This is a genomic window from Polynucleobacter sphagniphilus (assembly GCF_029892205.1).
Lineage (GTDB): Bacteria > Pseudomonadota > Gammaproteobacteria > Burkholderiales > Burkholderiaceae > Polynucleobacter > Polynucleobacter sphagniphilus.
The window spans coordinates 678,822-698,943 of the sequence record NZ_JARXVX010000001.1 but is presented as its reverse complement, the minus strand read 5'-3'; the positions used below and the strand labels follow the sequence as shown (position 1 = coordinate 698,943).

The 20,122-nt window shown below is 47.1% G+C and carries 18 protein-coding genes and 1 tRNA gene; 4 read left to right on the top strand and 15 right to left on the bottom strand.

All coding sequences use genetic code 11. The features are described from left to right. Positions 1-11: 11 nt before the first annotated feature. The 5 genes from clpP to ispD form a co-directional block, all read right to left on the bottom strand. On the bottom strand, positions 12-641 hold the full coding sequence (clpP, locus tag M2125_RS03690; RefSeq protein WP_076023326.1) for an ATP-dependent Clp endopeptidase proteolytic subunit ClpP: 630 nt from the start codon (positions 639-641) through the stop codon (positions 12-14). Positions 642-681: 40 nt separating this feature from the next. Further along, positions 682-2,019 (bottom strand): trigger factor, encoded by a 1,338-nt coding sequence (gene tig, locus M2125_RS03685; RefSeq protein WP_280742489.1) that lies wholly within the window; start codon positions 2,017-2,019, stop codon positions 682-684. Positions 2,020-2,075: 56 nt separating this feature from the next. After that, positions 2,076-2,162 (bottom strand) — tRNA-Leu (locus M2125_RS03680). Positions 2,163-2,233: 71 nt separating this feature from the next. Next, positions 2,234-2,737, bottom strand: a complete 504-nt coding sequence (gene ispF / locus M2125_RS03675; RefSeq protein WP_076023324.1) for a 2-C-methyl-D-erythritol 2,4-cyclodiphosphate synthase — start codon at positions 2,735-2,737, stop codon at positions 2,234-2,236. A gap of 15 nt (positions 2,738-2,752) precedes the next feature. After that, positions 2,753-3,511, bottom strand: coding sequence for a 2-C-methyl-D-erythritol 4-phosphate cytidylyltransferase (gene ispD, locus M2125_RS03670; protein WP_076023323.1), 759 nt, complete (start codon positions 3,509-3,511; stop codon positions 2,753-2,755). A 23-nt stretch (positions 3,512-3,534) separates the two neighbouring features. Here ispD and mfd point away from each other — a divergent pair, with 23 nt between their 5' ends. Together mfd and serB are read left to right on the top strand one after the other, a co-directional pair. Then, complete coding sequence (gene mfd, locus M2125_RS03665; RefSeq protein WP_076023322.1) at positions 3,535-7,074, top strand: transcription-repair coupling factor; 3,540 nt, start codon at positions 3,535-3,537, stop codon at positions 7,072-7,074. An 11-nt stretch (positions 7,075-7,085) separates the two neighbouring features. After that, positions 7,086-7,976 (top strand): phosphoserine phosphatase SerB, encoded by an 891-nt coding sequence (serB, locus tag M2125_RS03660; protein ID WP_280741496.1) that lies wholly within the window; start codon positions 7,086-7,088, stop codon positions 7,974-7,976. A 5-nt stretch (positions 7,977-7,981) separates the two neighbouring features. Here the strand turns inward: serB and M2125_RS03655 are convergent, their stop codons facing one another. The 7 genes from M2125_RS03655 to M2125_RS03625 form a co-directional block, all read right to left on the bottom strand. Next, positions 7,982-9,166 (bottom strand): acetyl-CoA C-acyltransferase family protein, encoded by a 1,185-nt coding sequence (locus tag M2125_RS03655; RefSeq protein ID WP_076023320.1) that lies wholly within the window; start codon positions 9,164-9,166, stop codon positions 7,982-7,984. 69 nt (positions 9,167-9,235) lie between these two features. Beyond that, a complete protein-coding gene (gene rimO / locus M2125_RS03650) occupies positions 9,236-10,594 on the bottom strand; it encodes a 30S ribosomal protein S12 methylthiotransferase RimO (protein WP_076023319.1) in 1,359 nt (452 codons plus the stop codon). Positions 10,595-10,596: 2 nt separating this feature from the next. Beyond that, positions 10,597-11,166, bottom strand: a complete 570-nt coding sequence (phaR, locus tag M2125_RS03645) for a polyhydroxyalkanoate synthesis repressor PhaR (protein ID WP_076023318.1) — start codon at positions 11,164-11,166, stop codon at positions 10,597-10,599. A 111-nt stretch (positions 11,167-11,277) separates the two neighbouring features. Then, positions 11,278-12,018 carry a 3-ketoacyl-ACP reductase gene (locus M2125_RS03640; protein ID WP_076023317.1) on the bottom strand — a complete coding sequence of 247 codons (741 nt, stop codon included), beginning with the start codon at positions 12,016-12,018 and terminating at the stop codon, positions 11,278-11,280. Between the two features lie 36 nt (positions 12,019-12,054). Continuing rightward, on the bottom strand, positions 12,055-13,686 hold the full coding sequence (phaC, locus tag M2125_RS03635) for a class I poly(R)-hydroxyalkanoic acid synthase (RefSeq protein ID WP_277540914.1): 1,632 nt from the start codon (positions 13,684-13,686) through the stop codon (positions 12,055-12,057). Positions 13,687-13,793: 107 nt separating this feature from the next. Continuing rightward, the gene (gene pgeF / locus M2125_RS03630) at positions 13,794-14,555 is read right to left on the bottom strand and encodes a peptidoglycan editing factor PgeF (RefSeq protein WP_076023315.1); all 762 of its coding nucleotides are present in this window, start codon (positions 14,553-14,555) and stop codon (positions 13,794-13,796) included. Further along, positions 14,555-15,592 (bottom strand): RluA family pseudouridine synthase, encoded by a 1,038-nt coding sequence (locus M2125_RS03625; RefSeq protein ID WP_280742488.1) that lies wholly within the window; start codon positions 15,590-15,592, stop codon positions 14,555-14,557. The genes pgeF and M2125_RS03625 overlap by 1 nt, the downstream gene beginning before the upstream one ends. A gap of 20 nt (positions 15,593-15,612) precedes the next feature. Between M2125_RS03625 and M2125_RS03620 the strand changes: the two genes are divergently transcribed. After that, positions 15,613-16,506: an outer membrane protein assembly factor BamD gene (locus M2125_RS03620; RefSeq protein ID WP_076023313.1), complete on the top strand. Its 894-nt coding sequence runs from the start codon at positions 15,613-15,615 to the stop codon at positions 16,504-16,506. A gap of 73 nt (positions 16,507-16,579) precedes the next feature. Here the strand turns inward: M2125_RS03620 and alr are convergent, their stop codons facing one another. Beyond that, positions 16,580-17,671: an alanine racemase gene (gene alr / locus M2125_RS03615; RefSeq protein ID WP_076023428.1), complete on the bottom strand. Its 1,092-nt coding sequence runs from the start codon at positions 17,669-17,671 to the stop codon at positions 16,580-16,582. A 74-nt stretch (positions 17,672-17,745) separates the two neighbouring features. Between alr and lplT the strand changes: the two genes are divergently transcribed. Beyond that, positions 17,746-19,065, top strand: a complete 1,320-nt coding sequence (gene lplT / locus M2125_RS03610; RefSeq protein ID WP_277540904.1) for a lysophospholipid transporter LplT — start codon at positions 17,746-17,748, stop codon at positions 19,063-19,065. On the opposite strand, the gene M2125_RS03605 is transcribed toward lplT, so the two are convergent. Together M2125_RS03605 and rimI are read right to left on the bottom strand one after the other, a co-directional pair. Then, positions 19,062-19,589, bottom strand: coding sequence for a uracil-DNA glycosylase family protein (locus M2125_RS03605; RefSeq protein WP_076023311.1), 528 nt, complete (start codon positions 19,587-19,589; stop codon positions 19,062-19,064). The genes lplT and M2125_RS03605 overlap by 4 nt on opposite strands. Beyond that, entirely contained in the window at positions 19,586-20,122 is a 537-nt protein-coding gene (rimI, locus tag M2125_RS03600; protein WP_076023310.1) for a ribosomal protein S18-alanine N-acetyltransferase, read from the bottom strand. The genes M2125_RS03605 and rimI overlap by 4 nt, the downstream gene beginning before the upstream one ends.

Genomic DNA, 20,122 nt, shown 5'->3' with positions numbered 1-20,122 from the left:
AGTGCCGTGATTTAAGGGCGCTTTTCAATAACCTTGTCGATCAAGCCGTATTCACGAGCCTGCTCTGCAGACATAAAATTATCGCGGTCAGTATCTTTGGCAATCGTCTCAATGGATTGACCAGTACGATCGGCCAAAATTTTATTTAAACGCTCACGTAAATACAAAATCTCACGGGCCTGAATCTCTATGTCAGACGCCTGACCACGAGCACCGCCCAATGGCTGGTGAATCATCACACGTGAGTTAGGCAAAGCGTAGCGCTTACCTTTCTCACCGGCACACAGTAAGAAGGCGCCCATACTGGCAGCCATTCCCATACATAATGTGCTGACGTGCGGCTTAATAAATTGCATAGTGTCAAAGATGGCCAGACCAGCAGACACCGAACCGCCTGGAGAATTTATATAAAGAGAAATCTCTTTATCTGGATTTTCACTTTCCAAAAATAAAAGCTGTGCAATCACTAGATTTGCGGTTTGATCATTTACCTCACCCACCAAGAAAACCACACGCTCTCTCAGTAGACGGGAATAAATGTCATAAGCTCGCTCGCCACGCCCAGAAGTTTCAATCACCATGGGCACTAAGCCCAAGGATTTAGGCTCTAAATTCTCTGAAAGGGAATGATTCTGGATCATGGGATTGGGCCTTTATAAAAGATTAAATACTTTATGAAGATCAGTTTAACTTGCTGAGCTCTTCAAAAGAAATGACTTTGTCAGTTACTTTTGCAAGTGACGTGAAATACTTAATGACGTTATCTTCTAAGACCAAATTCTCAATATCCTTTAAGCGGCTTGGATTGCTGTAGAACCAACGCACCACTTCTTTTGGATCTTCGTAAGTAGCAGCCTGTTCATCGATCTCAGCCTTAATTTGATCAGCAGTTGCAGCCAAGTTTTGCTGCTTAACAAGGTCACCCAAAATCAAGCCAAGACGAACACGTTTAGTAGCTTGTTCGGCAAACATTTCAACAGGGATCGGAACGTCTTTTGCATTTGGAATGCCACGTTGCATCAAGTCTTGACGTGCAGACTCAACCAATCGCTCCTGCTCAGAGGCAACCAAAGATTTTGGAACATCGAGTTCACACAAGCTATTGAGCTTTTCCATCACTTCGTTTTTCAACAATGAAGTGATGCGGCGCTTTACTTCGCGATCTAAGTTTTCTTTTACTTCTGCACGCATTTTTGCAACACCGCCTTCAGTTACACCCATTGACAATGCAAAGGCATCATCAACAGCGGGAAGGTGCGGCCAATTCACTGATTTAACAGTGATCGTGAATTCGGCTGTTTTGCCAGCCACATCTTTGCCATGGTAGTCGGCAGGAAATGCTAATGGGAAAGTTTTGCTTTCACCGGCTTTCAAGCCCAATGTAGCCGCCTCAAACTCAGGCAACATACGGCCCTCACCCAGAACGTACTCAAAGTTTTCCGCTTTGCCGCCAGCGAATTCAACACCATCAATCTTGCCAACAAAGTCGATCACCACTTGGTCGCCAGCTTGGGCTGCCATGTTTGCACCGCCATCTCCATGATGACCAGCTTCACCGCGTGGGTGATAATGAACTTGCTGTTTACGCAAGACATCAATTGCGCGATCGATCTCAGGATCTGCGATTTCGGTAAGGTACTTAGTCACTTCGGCTTTGCTAAAGTCGCCAATTTTTACTTCTGGCAATACTTCAAACAATGCATCAAACACGATTGTATCTGCTTCTAATTCACTTTTAGGCTCTAAGCGCGGTTGTCCTGCTAGCGCGATCTTTTCTATTTGCGCGAGTTCATAAAACAACTCAGAGGCTTTGTCGAACTGAAGTTCGAAATCAACCTGCATACCATATTGCTTTTCAACTAAATTCTTAGGCACTTTGCCTGGACGGAAGCCGGCCATCTTCATGGTCTTGCCTAATTTAACCAAGCGGGCTTCACGCGCTTTAGCCAAATCTGCACGAGCAAATTCCAAGGTTACTTTGCGGTCTAACTGACCTAAATTTTCTATCTGCACAGCCATTCTCGTCTCTTAATTGAAAAACAGGGTATGTGAAGTCCAAGCCAAGTAGCACTTTGTGGTGCGAGGAGGGGGACTCGAACCCCCACACCATTACTGGCGTCAGGACCTAAACCTGGTGCGTCTACCAATTTCGCCATCCTCGCGCGAATTTCCGCAAACGCTACCGAGCTTAAACTTCACTCTAAAGACCGTAATTCTACAATGCTCGGCGTATTTAGACTTTATAAAGCAGGGAGACGGCATGAACAGCAATGCCCTCACCCCTGCCTAAATGCCCTAAAGACTCATTTGTTTTGGCCTTTAGATTGACATGGCTAGGTGTAACGGCTAAGTCAGCAGCAATATTTCGAACCATCTCAGGCAGAAAATCAGCCAATTTGGGCTTTTGGCAAATGATGGTGGCATCGACATTGCCAATGTGAAAACCAGCGGATTGAATCTTTTGCAAAGCTGCTCTAAGCAAAATTCGACTATCCATGTCTTTAAAAGCAGGATCTGTATCAGGAAAGAGTTGCCCAATATCATTTAATCCGGCAGCTCCCAGCAAGGCATCCGTAATCGCATGCAATAAGGCATCCGCATCGGAGTGACCCAATAACCCCTTTTCATAAGGGACATGGACACCGCCCAAAATGAGTTTTCGATTCTCCACCAAGGCATGGACGTCATAGCCCTGCCCAATACGAAATTGTGGAATGTGAGTGGGAGATTGAGTCATAAAGATAGCTAGAAGTTAGTTGCGAGCTGCCATGAGCAATGATTGCATGAGCTCCCAGTCTGCAGGATGGGTTACCTTGAAATTACGAATAGAGCCTTGAACCAAAAGCGGCTTTGTACCTGCCAGCTCCATTGCACTGGCCTCGTCAGTCACATCCGCATCTCCAAGAATAGCAAGCTCTAGTGCGTCATGCAGCTGCTTTAAACAAAACATTTGGGGCGTTTGTGCCTGCCAGAGATGATCTCGTGAAATTGTTTTATCCACCCTAGTAGGATTACCTGCAATCGCAGAATTAAAATCTGAATGCTTCAATGTATCGGCCACAGGAATAGCCAGCAAACCTCCAGAATCAGATGATTCGACAGCCTCAATTAATTGGCCTATCAATTTTGGCGTAATACCAGGGCGCGCAGCATCATGGACTAAAACCCAATCATTCTCAGAGACACCAGCCGTCAACATGGCAGCTAAAGTGTTTTTGACTGTTTCCTGGCGGGTTGGACCGCCCGTAGGCAAAAAATGCAATGGCTTGTTGCAATTTGGGCTGGCGGCAAGCTTAGACAAAATCAGGTTATCGATAAAACTATGGCTCACTGCAACCCATACCGAGTTAATTCGAGGACTTTGCATAAAAGCTTCTAACGCATAAGCAAGCATTGGGCGCCCCGCCAATTGTTGAAATTGCTTGGGAAGCTCGCCCCCCAAACGCAAACCAGCCCCTGCAGTCGGCAAAAGGACATGACATTTAGGCAACTTGCTATTCGTTGAGCTCATACCTGATTCTATAATGAGCTTCGATGTCAGATGCATTAGAACTAGCACCCCCCATACCTGCACCGCGGGCTGGGCAGCGCTTTACCTTTTCAGGGCTCGTTGGCTCCGCTGATGCCGCCCTGATTGCCCAAGCAGCCACACGCCACCGACAAAACTACTCAGTCATGGTTGTTTTTTGCGCCCATGCGCAAGATGCACAACGCCTGCTTGAGGAAATTCCGGCTTTTGCCCCAAAAATTAAAGCTCGCCTACTACCTGACTGGGAAATCCTCCCATATGACCATTTTTCCCCCCATCAGGATTTGGTTTCTGAGCGTCTTGCCACCCTCTATGAGCTACTAAATGGTAGTTGTGACATTGTCTTAGTCCCCGTCACTACGGCCCTACAGCGTTTAGGTCCGCCCCAGTTTTTATCAGGGCACACCTTCTTTTTCAGGCAGGGTGACAAGCTCAATGAAGCAGCATTGAAGTTACAACTGCAACAGGCTGGGTATGACCCCGTCAGTGCCGTGATGCGTCCTGGCGAATATAGTATTCGCGGCGGACTGATTGATTTATTTCCAATGGGATCTAGCCTGCCATATCGCCTTGATCTATTCGGCGATGAAATTGAGCAGATACGCTCCTTTGATCCAGATACACAGCGCAGCCTTTATCCAGTGAAAGAGGTGCGCCTGTTGCCTGGTCATGAATTTCCCTTTGATGATCAATCTCGTACTGCATTTAGAAATCGTTGGCGTGAAGTGTTTGAAGGCGATCCAACGCGCTGCTCAATCTATAAGGACGCGAACTTAGGTATACCAAGCGCCGGCATTGAATCTTATCTGCCGCTTTTTTTTGATGAGTCGTCCACCCTCTTTGATTATTTCCCCCGCTCTGGCGACCCAGTCTGGTTAGTCAGCATTGGTGATGCAGATGAAGCGATACGCAGTTTCTGGAAAGACACTCTCCAGCGCTACGAATTTCTGAAGCACGATCTTGATCGTCCTGTACTACCACCCGCCGAACTGTTTTTAGATGCGGATGAATTCTTCTCCAAACTAAAACCGAATGCCCGTCTAGCACTTGAGATAAGCGGGGATAAAAATAATGAAGCCGCGTTTCTTCAAGTTCCAGACATTGCCGTTCACCGTCGCGATGCTGATCCCATAGCCCGCTTACGCGATCTCGTCTCTAAGGAACGTATTCGAGTTTTGGTATGCAGTGATAGTGCTGGTCGTAAAGAATCTATCCGACAATTATTTGAAGAAAGTAACTCCGTCGCTGGACAAGATGGTAGGTCGCTCTACCCGCTCAAGCCAGAGGGTTTTGAGAGCATTGCCGACTTCATTAAGAGCGATGCTCTGTTTGGTTTAGTAACGGCACCGCTCTTTAATGGTTTCACTTGGCCTAGTGAAAATCTCATTGTCATCACGGAAGCAGAATTATTTACATCCACCGCTCGGCAACGCCGTAGGGGGAAAAGCTCTGATAGCGCCGATCCAGATATGTTGTTTAAGGATCTATCAGAGCTCAAGATTGGTGACCCCGTAGTGCATGCAGATCATGGCATTGGTCGCTACCAAGGTCTAGTGCTGCTCAATGTTGCGCCGCCGAAAGACGCCCCTATTTTCGAAGAGTTTTTACATTTGGTTTATGCCAAGGACGCCACTTTATACGTCCCAGTACAGCAACTACAAATGGTTACTCGTTATGCAGGTTCTGATCCTGATACGGCACCTTTACACCACCTAGGTTCAGGCCAATGGGATAAAGCGAAACGGAAAGCAGCAGAACAAATCAGAGATACCGCTGCAGAACTGCTGGGATTGTATGCAGCTAGAGCGATACGCAAGGGGCATGCCTTTGAATTTTCTGCTCATGACTATGCTGCTTTTGCCGAAAGCTTTGGCTTTGAAGAAACCCCTGATCAGGCTCATGCCATTGCTGCAGTCATAGGCGATATGACCAGTGGTACACCAATGGATCGCCTAGTATGCGGCGACGTCGGTTTTGGAAAAACAGAGGTGGCCCTACGCGCTAGCTTTGTTGCTGTGATGGGTGGCAAACAGGTTGCAATATTGGCCCCTACCACCCTGCTGGCAGAGCAACATGTAGCAACCTGGAAGGATCGCTTCGCGGATTGGCCGGTGAGGATTGTTGAGCTCTCTCGCTTTAAGACTACCAAAGAAATTAATGCCGCCCTCGAGGCAATCGCCAAGGGGGAAGCAGACATCATTATCGGCACCCACAAACTACTTTCCAAGGAAACACAATTCGCCAATTTGGGTCTTGTGATCGTTGACGAAGAACATCGTTTTGGGGTGCGCCAGAAGGATGCCCTCAAAGCATTACGCGCTGAAGTGGACATCTTGACGTTAACTGCTACCCCTATACCTCGCACCTTAGGTATGGCAATGGAAGGTTTGCGTGAATTTTCTATCATCGCAACAGCGCCTCAAAAGCGTTTAGCTATTAAAACCTTTGTGCGACGTGAAGGTGATGGCGTCATCAGAGAAGCAGTATTGCGCGAAATCAAACGTGGCGGCCAAGTGTATTTCCTGCACAATGAGGTCGAGACTATTGAAAATCGCAAACACGCTTTACAAGAACTCATACCAGAAGCGCGCATCAGCGTTGCTCATGGTCAGATGCATGAACGGGAACTCGAATCGGTCATGCGTGAATTCGTAACACAGCGCACCAATATTTTACTGTGCACAACTATTATCGAAACCGGCATCGATGTGCCGACCGCCAATACCATCATCATGCATCGCGCCGATAAGTTTGGCTTGGCTCAATTACATCAATTGCGTGGCCGAGTTGGTCGCTCCCATCATCAAGCCTATGCATACTTACTGGTTCCTGATCCGGATGCGCTTAGTAAACAAGCGCAATTACGCTTAAATGCTATTCAAGCAATGGAAGAATTGGGGTCTGGTTTTTATCTTGCCATGCATGATCTGGAAATTCGCGGGGCTGGAGAGGTCCTAGGCGACAAGCAATCCGGTGAAATTCATGAGATTGGTTTTCAGCTCTATACGGAGATGCTCAACCGCGCTGTCAAAGCACTCCGTAGTGGCAAAGAGCCTGATCTTCTCTCACCCCTTCAAGCCACTACAGATGTCAATCTAGGAGTTCCAGCGCTCTTTCCGGATGATTATTGCCCAGACGTTCACGAACGCCTATCCCTTTACAAGCGCTTTGCGGGCACCAATGATTTTTCGGAACTCATGGGTCTACGCGAAGAATTAATAGACCGTTTTGGCGACTTGCCAGATCAAGCAAAATCATTTTATGAAACCCATCGACTGCGCCTTGAAATGGCCGGCTTTGGTATCAAAAAAATTGATGCTAGCCCGCTTTCAATACAGATTCAATTTATTCCCAATCCACCGATTGATCCAATGAAGATTATTCGTTTGATTCAGTCTTCAAAGCATATTCAATTAAACGGGCAAGATAAGCTGAAGATTCTGCCGCAAAAAGAAAATGATTTCCAAAAACTTGAGCAACGCTTAGAACATATTCGCCGTATCTTGCGCAGCCTCAACGAATCTGCCATGCTTTCTACTGCATAAGCCAATTAACCATGAGCCATCCTCAGACCCTAGTCGCGTTATCTACCGCGCCAATACACTCCTCTTTAAATGATTCACTGACACATCATGCACAGATTATTGGAGTGGAATTACTGCCATCTCAACTCGATACAAATGCGCCACCTTATTTTTCACAACGCTGGACGGCATCATCAACTATCCCGCCAGAAGCTCGCGCAGTATTAAGGGAAATTGCCAGCCAACACCAATCAGATCTCGCTTTCTTATCTGCTGCATTTAAACCCCATGCAATAAAAGTATTAGCTATGGATATGGATTCAACCTTAATCAATATTGAGTGCATTGATGAGATTGCCGATTTCACAGGCAAAAAAGCAGCAGTCTCAGAAATTACCGAAGCAACTATGCGCGGTGAAATCAAAGACTTTAAGGAAAGTTTGCGTAGACGCGTCAAACTGTTATCGGGTGTTTCAGAGGATGTTCTAGAATCCATCTATCAAGAGCGTTTGCGACCAAACCCTGGAGCATACGAGCTGCTCAATGGTGCGCATGAGCGAGGACTTTATACGCTGCTAGTTTCTGGTGGATTTACTTTTTTTACTGAAAAGCTGCGCGTGCAATTGGGATTTAAACAAACTCAAGCCAATACACTAGAAATCATTGACGGCAAACTGACCGGCAATGTGCTTGGGGAGATTGTTGATGGTGCCGCCAAGTCCATGTACGTGGACCAAGCCTGTCAGGCTCTGGGAGTGAGTAAAGCGCATGCAATGACGATGGGTGACGGCTCAAACGATTTGCCCATGATGCATGGATCTGGTCTTAGCATTGCCTATAAAGCCAAACCCTTGGTTAAAGAAAAAGCCGACGCGGCTTTTGACCGAGTCGGCTTAGATGCAGCGCTGCTGCTAATTCAATAAGCGAATTAAAGACGCTCAAAAATAGTGGCAATACCCTGTCCACCACCGATACACATGGTGACCAAAGCATATTTGCCCTGAACGCGTTGCAACTCATGAATCGCTTTGGTGGCAATGGCAGCACCAGAGCATCCAATCGGGTGACCCAAAGCAATTGCACCACCATTCACATTGGTTTTTGCTGGATCAAGTCCAAGCCCTTTGGTGACAGCTAATGCTTGGGCTGCAAATGCTTCGTTTGATTCAATGACATCGATTTGATCTAATTTCAGACCAGCACGTTCTAAAGCAATCTTGGTTGCTGGAATGGGGCCTTCACCCATGATGTGATTTGGCACTCCAGCAACTGCATAAGAAACCAATCGCGCAAGCGGCTTATGCCCTGCTTTTTTAGCCGTTTCGGCATCAGCCAACACAAAGAATGCAGCGCCATCATTAATACCTGAGGCATTACCAGCAGTCACGCTACCACCCTCTTTTTTGAAAACAGCCTTCATCTTGGCTAATGTTTCCATGGTGGTGTCAGGCTTGCAGTGTTCATCTGTATCAAACACGATATCGCCCTTACGAGTCTTGATCGTGATTGGAACGATCTGGGACTTAAAGCGACCCTCTTTGATTGCATTTGCTGCACGACGATGTGATTCAACCGCAAGCGCGTCTTGCTCTTCGCGCGTCAACTTCCATTTCTCAACCAGGTTCTCAGCAGTCACACCCATATGGCCAACACCAAATGGGTCAGTCAAAATACCCACCATCAAGTCAATCATTTTGGTATCGCCCATGCGTGCACCGCTACGCATCGCAGGTGAACCATACATACCGCGTGACATCACTTCAACACCGCCACCAACACCATAGTCACAATCGCCCAACATAATTTGCTGAGCCGTTGTCACGATGGCCTGTAAACCAGAGCTACATAAACGGTTTAATGCCATAGCCACAGACTCCATTGGCAGGCCTGCCTGTATTGAAGCTACGCGCGCAACATAACCGTATCGACTGTCTGTAGGAATCGTATTGCCTACAGTGACGTAATTTATTAAGGCTGGATCTACACCAGAGCGTGCAACCGCCTCTTTCATCACAATGCCACCGAGTTCAGATGGCTCAAAACTGCTTAAGGCTCCATTAAAGGTACCAATTGCGGAACGAACTGCACTTAAGACAACGACATCACGACTCATATCAATCCCCTTAGCTAAACCCTGTTTTGGGCTAAATTAGTAAATCAAACTGCAGTTTTATTCTAAATATCAAGTCTGCGCTACTAGGTCATGCCCTTGGGAGCTCACGACTGTGGCACGAATGATCTCACCCGCACGATAGCGCTTGGAGGGCTTAGCAGGCGGTAAAACCCGCACCAATCCATCAATTTCAGGGGCATCGCCCACAGTTCTGCCAATTCCACCAGCATCATCGACTCGATCTATGAGCACCTGAATGCGCTTCCCGATTTTTTTTGTCAGGCGGTTCACTGAGATTTCTTCTGCTTTTGCCATAAAACGGGCACGGCGCTCCTCGCGGATGGCATCGGGAACCGGCTTATCGAGCGCATTAGCCAATGCACCCTCAACTGGAGAATAAGCAAAGCAACCAGCGCGATCAATCTGGGCTTCATCTAAGAAACGAAGAAGGTAATCAAATTCTTCTTCGGTTTCACCTGGGAAGCCCGCGATAAAAGTACTGCGAATGACTAAGTCTGGGCAAGCTTCACGCCAGGCCAAAATACGCTCCAAATTCTTTTCACCACTGGCAGGTCGTTTCATCCGCTTTAACACATCGGGATGCGCATGCTGCAGCGGAATATCTAAATACGGCAGGACGCCATAACCGTGCTCAGAAAATTCGGCCATTAAAGGCAGAATGTCGTCCACATGCGGATAGGGGTAGACGTAATGTAAACGCACCCAAGCCTGATGCTCCCTGGCAATCTGATTGAGTGCATTCACCAAATCATACATGCGTGTCTTAACTGGTTTACCATCCCAAAAACCAGTACGGTACTGTATATCTACACCATAGGCGCTAGTGTCTTGTGAGACCACAAGCAGCTCTTTCACACCAGACTCAAACAGGCGTTTAGCCTCAAGTAGCACTTCACCAATTGGTCTGGAAACTAAATCGCCACGCAAATTGGGAATGATGCAAAAGGTACAACGGTGATTGCAGCCTTCTGAGATCTTGAGATAGGCGTAATGCTTTGGCGTTAACTTGACGCCAATCGGTGGCAGCAAATCTGTAAACGGATCATGCGGCTTGGGCAAATGTTGATGTATCGCCTGCATCACTTCGTCCGTAGCATGTGGGCCAGTCACGGCTAACACCTTTGGATGGATGCTCTGAATAAGGTCGCTGCCATCGGCATTTTTTCGCGCACCCAGGCAACCAGTCACGATCACCTTGCCATTCTCGGCAAGTGCCTCACCAATAGCGGCAAGACTTTCCTCTACGGCTGAGTCTATAAAACCACAGGTATTTACAACAACGAGATCCGCACCTGAATAATCTTTAGCGGTCTCATAACCTTCTGCACTCAATTGCGTCAAAATAAGCTCAGAATCAACCAGGGCCTTAGGGCATCCTAAGGATACAAAACCAACTTTTCCGACCACGATTATTCTTTGCTTGCTTTATCAGTTTTAGGGGCTTGCTGCCCAAAAGGGAAGCTGCTGAACAAATTTTGAGAACCTTGCATTTGCTCTTGCATCTTTACAAATAGATCCTTGCTCTGATCCATGTAGTTGCCCATGAGGCCCTGCATCAAAGGATTATTGATACTGAGCATTTGCGCCCAGGCCTCAGGACTGCTGCCTGCTCCCATCCCCTTGGATTGGTCGCCTAATTTATTGTGGATATCAACAAAAGACTGCATGGTCTTTTCAAGGTAGCTACCCATCAGCCCTTGCATTGAGTTTCCATAAAAACGAATGATCTGGGAAAGCATCTGACTAGAAAAAACAGGGGCACCCCCAGCCTCTTCTTCCAAAATAATTTGCAGAAGAATATTGCGAGTGAGGTCATCGTCAGTCTTGGCATCCAGCACTTTAAATACTTCCCCAGACATCACCAAAGCCTTGATGTCTGATAGGGTCACATAAGCACTCGTTTGGGTATCGTATAGACGGCGATTGGGGTATTTTTTAATTAAACGCTCATCACTTGGAGTCTTGGTACGGGTGGCCATTTATGTTTCCTCAATTTATGTACTGCAATGCAACATCGGCATAGTTTATCCCTAGTTTCTACTTTGGGTAAATTTGCCGATGTTGGGCACTTAATATGGCCTAAAAACAGCTTAGCCCGTATGCAAACCGCCATTTAAGGAGAAGTCAGCACCAGTTGCATAACCACCATCCTCTGAAGCAATCCAACAGCAAATTGAAGCGATTTCTTCTGGAGTGCCAAGGCGTTTGACTGGAATCCCGGCAATAATCTTCTCAAGTACATCCTCACGGATCGCCTTAACCATGTCGGTGCCAATATAGCCAGGAGAAACCGTATTGACTGTGACACCCTTAGAAGCAAGCTCTTGGGATAAGGCCATCGTAAATCCATGCAAGCCCGCTTTTGCGGTTGAGTAGTTTGATTGGCCGAATTGTCCTTTTTGACCGTTTACAGAGGAGATGTTGATAATGCGACCCCAACCGTTATCAGCCATGCCATCAACCACTTGTTTGGTGACGTTAAATAAGGAATTGAGATTGGTATCAATTACCGCCTTCCAAGCATCCGGGGTCATTTTACGGAAAACACTGTCGCGGGTAATGCCTGCGTTGTTTACCAAGACATCCACACGCCCTACTTCAGCCTTCACCTTATCAAACGCAGCAACGGTACTATCCCAATCAGACACATTGCCCTCTGAAGCAATAAAGTCAAATCCCAATGCTTTTTGCTCGCCAATCCAGCGGTCTTTTCGTGGAGAATTCGGACCACATCCAGCAATCACCTTGAAGCCATCTGCAGCTAAGCGTTGACAGATAGCGGTACCAATACCACCCATACCACCAGTTACGTATGCGACTTTTTGAGACATTGTGCTCCCCCTTGTGAAATCAGTTTTATTATTAAATTAAACAGCTGTACCAATTTTTTCTTTTACATATTTACCCGGTGCAGCCTCCAACTTTTTGTACTTCGCGTTACCGAATGTCGTTTTGGCTGGTACTTTTTTTCCGCCAAATTGAGCAAGCCACTTTGTATAGTTTGGCCACCAGCTCCCCTTGATTTCTTTGGCGCCTGCCAACCATTCATCGGATGTTTTAGCAATAGCGTCATTCTCAAAGTAATAGCGTTTATTTTTTGCTGGCGGATTGATCACGCCAGCTATATGTCCGGAGGCACCCAACACAAAACGGTTTTTCCCTTTGAGGAGATGCGTGGATTCATATGCCGATTTCCAAGGAACAATATGGTCCTCTTGGGATGCATAAATATAAGCTGGAATAGTGATTTTGCTTAAATCAATTTTTTGCCCACAAATAGTCACTGTGTTTGGCTTGATCAAATCATTTTGTAAATAGGTATGACGTAAATACCAACAGTACATCGCCCCGGGTAAATTGGTGCCATCGCCATTCCAATAGAGCAAATCAAATGGTGGCGGAGAATTTCCTTTTAAGTAATTCTCAACTACGTAATTCCATACCAGGTCATTGGGACGTAAGAAGGAAAAGGTATTTCCAAGATCTAAGCCCGACATCATCCCAAAGTTTCCGCCCTCACCACCGATGGTGGTTTCACGCATCTTTACCATGGTCTCATCGATAAAGACGTCCAGCACTCCGCTATGAGAAAAATCTAGCAACGTAGTTAACAAGGTTACGCTGGCCACTGGATTTTCTTTTCTTGCCGCCAATACTGCGAGAGCGCAACTAGTTAGCGTACCCCCAACACAGAAACCAAGGATATTAATTTGCTTGCTGGCGCTGATCTCTTGCACAACCTCAATAGCCTTGATCACACCACCGCCAACATAATCTTCCCAGGTCACTTTTGCCATGGAATTATCAGGATTTTTCCAAGAAACTAAAAATACAGTGTGACCTTCATTCACCATGTGACGAACCACCGAGTTATCCGGCTGTAGATCTAATATGTAATATTTATTGATGCAAGGAGGCACCATTAAATAAGGTCTTTCAAAAACAGTCTCGGTGGCTGGTTTATATTGAATCAACTCAAACAGCGGGCAACGAAAAACAACTTGGCCTTCGGTGGTGGCGATATTTTTGCCGACCTCAAATGCACTCTCGTCAGTTAAGGACACCTTCCCCTTTTTCATATCGCCAAGCAGATTAACAATCCCGTTTTGGATAGACTGGCCTTGGGAGCTAATGATGTTCTCTAAAACTTCTGGGTTGGTTGCAATGAAATTGGACGGCGATAATGCATCAATCATCTGCTCTGTGGTGAACAAGATTTTTTGCTTTGCTTTTTCATCAGCCTCCACCGCTTTCGCCAAATTCATCAAATACCTTGAATTAAGCAGATAAGTTGCGGCGATGATTTTGCTCCATGAAGAGTGCCAAGCTTTTCCTGCAAAACGACGATCCTTGAGTTCAATCGCTTCAGGATTGGTTGCCAGATGCGCCAACTCAGCAAAATAGTCTTTCTGAATTTCAGTCAAACGCTCTGAAGGAATTAAGGCCATATGATGTGGCGCCAAGGATGGCGTGCTACCGGAATTCATTCCTGCAAACATAGTCGTCTCTTATAGTGAATGGATACATTCTCGTTGCATATATGCACTAAGGTTATACGCACTAACCCTAGCAAATACCAAATTCTAGTAATAACCCGTCAAAGAGTCTATGCAGAAATCCAGATAAAAGATGCAAACCGACCAGTTAACCCATCTCGACGATAGGAAAAGAAGTGTTCTTTTTCTTGATAAGTACAGTGTGTGCCACCGGAAATATCCTTCAAGCCTAAAGCCAATAAACGCTGCCGGGCAAGCAAATAGAGATTTGCCAAATACTTTCCTTCGCGCCCAGCAATCGGAACAAAAGCATCAGGCGGAATTGGCAGCCCATCTGAGCAAAATGCATCAACAACGTCTTCGCCGACCTCAAAGGCGTGTGGGCCAATCGCAGGCCCCAGCCAAACCAGAATATCTTCTGGTTTTAAGTCTGTACTCAGCCGCAGGATCTCTTGCATCGTACTTTCCAAAACCCCCCCACAAAGACCGCGCCAGCCGGCGTGCGCGACCCCGACCACTTCGCCATTGGAGCTACTAAATAAGACTGGCAAACAGTCTGCCGTCATCACAACCAATACTTCATTGGGAACATTAGTCACTGCAGCGTCAGCCTCAATGCCTACTTTTTGAAAAAGGGACCTTGATATGGGCGTGCTCACTGCAACACCATGGGTTTGCTTTAACCACAGCGGTTCACTTGGTAATTGAGTCTTCAGAATATTGCGATTTTCCAATACCGCCCGAGGATCATCGCCTACGTGATCACCCAAATTTAAAGAGGTATAGGGCGGCTTGCTGACGCCCCCGGCACGCGTACTAAATCGTGCCTGCGCCCCTGGCGGCAAAGACCATTCTGGCGTCAAAAGAGGCATTAGCGATGATCGTTTTGAATGGAGGCCGTTAAACCCGCCTCTGTTGGAAGGCTATCTAAATCAATTGCCACCTCAGACATCAAATCCATCAGGTCAGCAGGCGGCAAACGAAACCAGGTCATCGTCTCATGGGTAGCAGGATGTTCCAAACTCAGGGCATAGGCATGCAATGCTTGCCTATGAAATGGCAGCGTTTTAGCTGCGCCAGGCGTTTTCTTGCGATAAACGGGGTCTCCAAGCAATGGAAAACCCAGTGACTCTAAATGCACTCGAATTTGATGGGTTCTGCCAGTCTCTAATCGGCACTCCAATAAAGCAAGCGGGCTTGAAGCAAACTCGCCCTTGGCCAAACGCCGAAACAAGGTAGCCGCTGGTTTGCCTTGGGCGATACCGGCTGCCATACGCAAACGATCCCTTTGATCACGCCCAACAGAAGCCAGAACTTTGCCTTGGCTGGGTGCTTCACCCCAAACCCAAGCCAAATAGCGTCTGCCAACGGTTCTTTCTTGTAATTGACGCACCAGAGCAGTTTGAGCCAGAGCGGTGCGCGCCACCACCATCAGACCAGAGGTATCTTTATCTAAACGATGCACAATGCCAGCCCTAGGCAGCAGCTTGAGCTCCGGATAATGAAACAAGAGTCCATTCAGTAAAGTGCCAGTCCAATTGCCTGCTGCAGGATGGACCACCAAGCCAGGAGGCTTATTAACCACAATGATGGAATCGTCTTCGTACACAATGTCCAGAGGGATGTTTTCAGGACTAAAAGCAAATTGTTCAGGCATTTCTTGTGGAAAAACCTTAATACTTTCGCCGCCACGCAGTAAATACCGGGCTTTGGTGATCTTTCCATCGACCATCACAGCCCCCGCCTCAACCCAGGACTTGAGGCGATTTCGAGAATAATCAGGCAAAGCAGCAGCCAAAATCTTATCTAAACGCTCGCCTGCCACCTCATGGGACATTTCTAGAGCAATGAAATCCTCTTCATCGATATAATCAACGGGATTCGAATCAGGAGTTTGCGGCAATGCCACGCTTAAAGAGCCTTTCAGTTATGTCGGACGTTATTTCAAACGCCAGTTTAAGGCTTGCGGCCATTGTTGAGTCATCTCGCCAAAAAAGCCACAAATCTTTCAAAATTATCCCCGCTGCGCTATTACTCACACTCAGCGCTGCTTGCTTATTGCTCACTGCTTGTGCTGGTAGCGATGGTCAGAAGGATGATACCGATGTATGGTCTGAAACCAAGCTTTACTCTGAAGCAACTGCAAAGCTCAACGATGCAGACTATGCAAAGTGCGGTAAATATTTCGACAAACTAGAAGCCCGCTTCCCTTTTGGCCCCTACTCACAGCAAGCACAAATTAATGCCGCTTATTGTTACTGGAAGGCTGAAGAGCAGCCCCAGGCAATTATTGCAATCGATCGCTTCATTAAATTACATCAAGGTAGCGAGAGCCTGGATTACGCGTATTACCTTAAAGGACTCATTACCTTCAACGATGACTTGGGTTGGCTTGGCAGGTTTACTGGGCAAGACTTAAGTGAGCGCGATCCCAAGGCTGCCAAAGAAGCATTTGAATCATTTAAGACGGTGGTTGAGCGCTTCCCAAACAGTAAATATGCGCCTGATTCTCTTGATCGCATGCGTTATATCGTGAACTCGCTGGCAGAGTCAGATGTTCGCATCGCCCGTTATTACTATGAACACGGAGCTTACTTGGCATCAGCTAATCGCGCCCAATTAGTTATTCGAGATTATGACCGCGCCCCAGCTGTTGAAGAGGCTTTGTACCTATTGGTTAAGTCTTACGAAAAGTTAAACATGCCCGAACTGAGCAATGACGCTTTGAGAGTCCTTCAACTGAACTTCCCCGACAGTCAGATCCTAGTGACAGGACAAACCCCCAAGAAAGAGCGTCGCTGGTGGCAGCTGTGGAATAAATAAACTACTAAAGATCAAGAATAAGGGCGCTTTAATAGGCGTCCTTTTTTTATCCCATCAATCTTCAAACCGATAACTACTCGATCGATACTGGCACCCGAGGCGCTAGGGCACATAAAAGCTCATAACCAATAGTGCCGCTCATCTGAGCGACATCATCAACTGAAATGACCGCACCCCAGAGCTCTACTACAGTCCCAACTCCGGTAGCAGGCGCAGCTCGTAAATCAATAGTAAGCATATCCATTGAAACTTGACCAACGATCGGGCAAGTCACCCCCAGCCCATTCTCAGATTCAACCCAAACCGGGGTTCCATCTTTTGCATGTCGTGGGTAGCCATCAGCATAGCCGCACGCCACCACTCCAATCCGCATATCTTCAGGAGCCTCATAACGACCGCCATAGCCTACCCGATCACCCTTTTTAAGCTCCTGAACATCAATAATTTCACTGCGCAGTTGCATGACAGGCTCAAGGTGGGCATGCGCAATATCGGCATGAAGCCCAGTGGGTGAAGCTCCGTAGAGCATGATGCCTGGTCGCGCCCATTCACCAACGGCGTTGCGATGCCACAAAATAGCGGCTGAGTTACCCAGTGAGCTTGATGCCTCCAGGCCCTCAATGGTTTTTTGGAGACACTCCATTTGCTGACCTACTGTAGGCTGTCGATCAATTTGATCGGCATTGGCAAAGTGCGTCATATGGTGCAAGTGGTAACCAGCAGCATGTAGGCGGTGAAATGCATTTCGATAGGCCTTAGGAGTAAATCCAAGGCGATTCATTCCGGAATTCAGTTTTAAGAAAATATTTAAAGGCTTACCAGCTAAAGCATTCGTTTCCAACCACTGGATCTGCGCCTCGCAATGGACCACTAGATCCAAATGTAATTCACGGGCAACTGGGATCTCGTTCTCATGAAATAAACCCTCCAAGAGCAAAATACGGCCCTGCCACTGCTGCGCCCTGAGCCATAGCGCATCCTCAATGTCCAGCAAGGCAAATCCATCAGTCGATTCAAGACCCTGCAAAGCACCTTCAAGACCATGCCCATAAGCTTTGGCCTTAATAACGGCCCAAATTTTGGACTCTGGTACCAGCTCGCGAACGCGGTTTAAATTATGCCGAAAGGCACTGGTGCGAATAGATGCCAAAATTGGTCGATTAATCAAGCGATTAGCTAAACCAGTCATATCCACCCCTCCTTTCATGTTTTAATTGCACTAATGACTAGATTGTACGAATGAACCGCAGTTTTTACATCATTATGGCGGCGCAATTTTTTTCGTCGCTTGCTGATAACGCATTGCTGATCGCAGCAATCGCCCTCTTGGTCCAGCTCAATGCTCCGGCCTGGATGACTCCTTTACTCAAATTATTCTTCGTACTCTCCTACGTCTTGCTTGCAGCCTTTGTGGGCGCCTTCGCCGATTCCAGGCCCAAGGGCAATGTGATGTTCATTACCAATACCATTAAGTTTGTAGGTTGCATTGTCATGTTGTTTGGGGCTCATCCATTGTTTTCATACGCCATTGTGGGACTTGGAGCCGCAGCCTATTCCCCAGCCAAATATGGCATCTTGACCGAACTTCTCCCCCCTGAAAAACTGGTTGCCGCTAATGGCTGGATTGAGGGGCTGACAGTGAGCTCGATTATTTTGGGTACCGTCCTTGGGGGCGTCCTGATCAGCAATGCAGTATCCCAAACACTATTGGGCTTTGATATGCCCTTTATTGATACCGGCATAGATACCCCTGCTGAGTCAGCCATTCTTGTCATTATGATGATTTATGTGATCGCCGCCATGATTAATCTGCGTATCCCAGATACGGGTGCACGCTACATGTCGCAAAAAACCAATCCCCTTGAGTTAATTAAGGATTTTGCGCATTGTTTTACAACCCTCTGGGATGACCGTCTAGGGCAAATCTCCTTAGCTGTTACCACCCTGTTTTGGGGTGCAGGCGCTACCTTGCAATTTATTGTAATTAAGTGGGCTGAAGTTGCTTTGCATATGAATCTGTCTCAAGGAGCCATTTTGCAAGCTATCTCCGCTGTTGGTGTTGCCTTCGGTGCAGTCTGGGCTGCCTGGCGCGTGCCTCTGCGCAAATCTCTGTCAGTACTCCCCTATGGCATTGCAATGGGGGTGGTTGTTTGCATCATGGCTTTATACAACTCCAATATGCTTCCTGATACCACGCTCTTTACAGTCGGACAACTGAAGCTGAGCCTTAATTTATTGCCGGCATATGGCTTATTAATACTGGTAGGCAGCTTGGCTGGTTATTTTGTGGTTCCAATGAATGCCCTGCTGCAACATCGTGGTCACGTCTTGATGTCTGCAGGTCATTCGATTGCCGTCCAAAATTTCAATGAAAATATTTCTGTTTTGATGATGCTGCTGGTGTACTCATTGCTCATTTGGCTCGATATCCAAATTCAATTTGTCATTATTGGGTTTGGAATCGTCGTGAGCGTCCTCATGTGGCTTGTAATCAAGCGCCATGCCGCCAATCAAGCGCAATATGACTCCATGCATCTGATTGGCGAAAGCAAGCACTAGAGGCTGTGTAAGACCGAGCGAGCGAGGATCAAGTCCTGCCAAAGCAAGGCCTTATCTTTAGGCCTGGCGAGCAATTGATTTAATTCAAACGACGCAATCAAGGGTACCTCTTCATACCCGTCCGCCGCAATACCCAAAACCGTTTCTCTTAACTGAGGCAAGGGATCTCGCTCACCTGAGAGTTTCTGTGCAGCCGGACCACCGAAGGCAAAAGCAATGACTGGCAAAGAACCCAATTGCGCCTCTTTACCTACCAAACTTTCTGCAGGGTTCTTCCAAACCCACTCATTTTGGTCAAGTCCTAGGGCGCGAACAATATTGTGAAATAAGGTCTGCGCATCACCCTGGGGTGGCGAACCAAAGAACCACCACATGCCTTTATGCTGCCCAGGTGGACTAAGCTCATCCGCTTGTGCGACAGGGCTGGCTAATTCTGGCTGGATGTCGGACTGAGGTGCATCTCGGGAAGTCCATTCGGTAATTCCCATTTCTTTTAAGAAAATGGAGCGCGTACTAGTATTCATGTTGCTAGCTTAATCGATTTAGCCATCACGATCGCATCTTCACGCAATCCAGTCTCTGGATTGCTGGGGTAATAATTTTTACGGCCGCCGATCGCTTCAAAACCCATCTTTTCATACAACTTGAGGGCATTGGTATTGGAGGGGCGCACCTCCAAAATGATGCGCGGCATATTTTGCTGGGCTGCCACCCCCTCAATAGCCTTCATCATGCGCTGAGCAATGCCATGGCGACGCAAACTAGGGGCAACCGTAATATTGAGAAGATGAAGTTCATCCACTGCAGGATAGAGAATGCAATACGCCCAAAGCACCTCTGGATCCAAAAATGATCCTTTCACAGCCTGATCATGCGCAGGACGAATGCAATACGCCCAATGACCCGCAGCTAATGAGTCAGAAAAATTGCCCTTAGTCCATGGGTGAACATGAGATTGATTCTCTATTGCCAAGACAGCTTCCAGATCCACTGCACTCATTGGAAAAAAGGAAAGCTCAGCCACCCCATCTGCTTGTGGACTGGTGTTGACCGACAT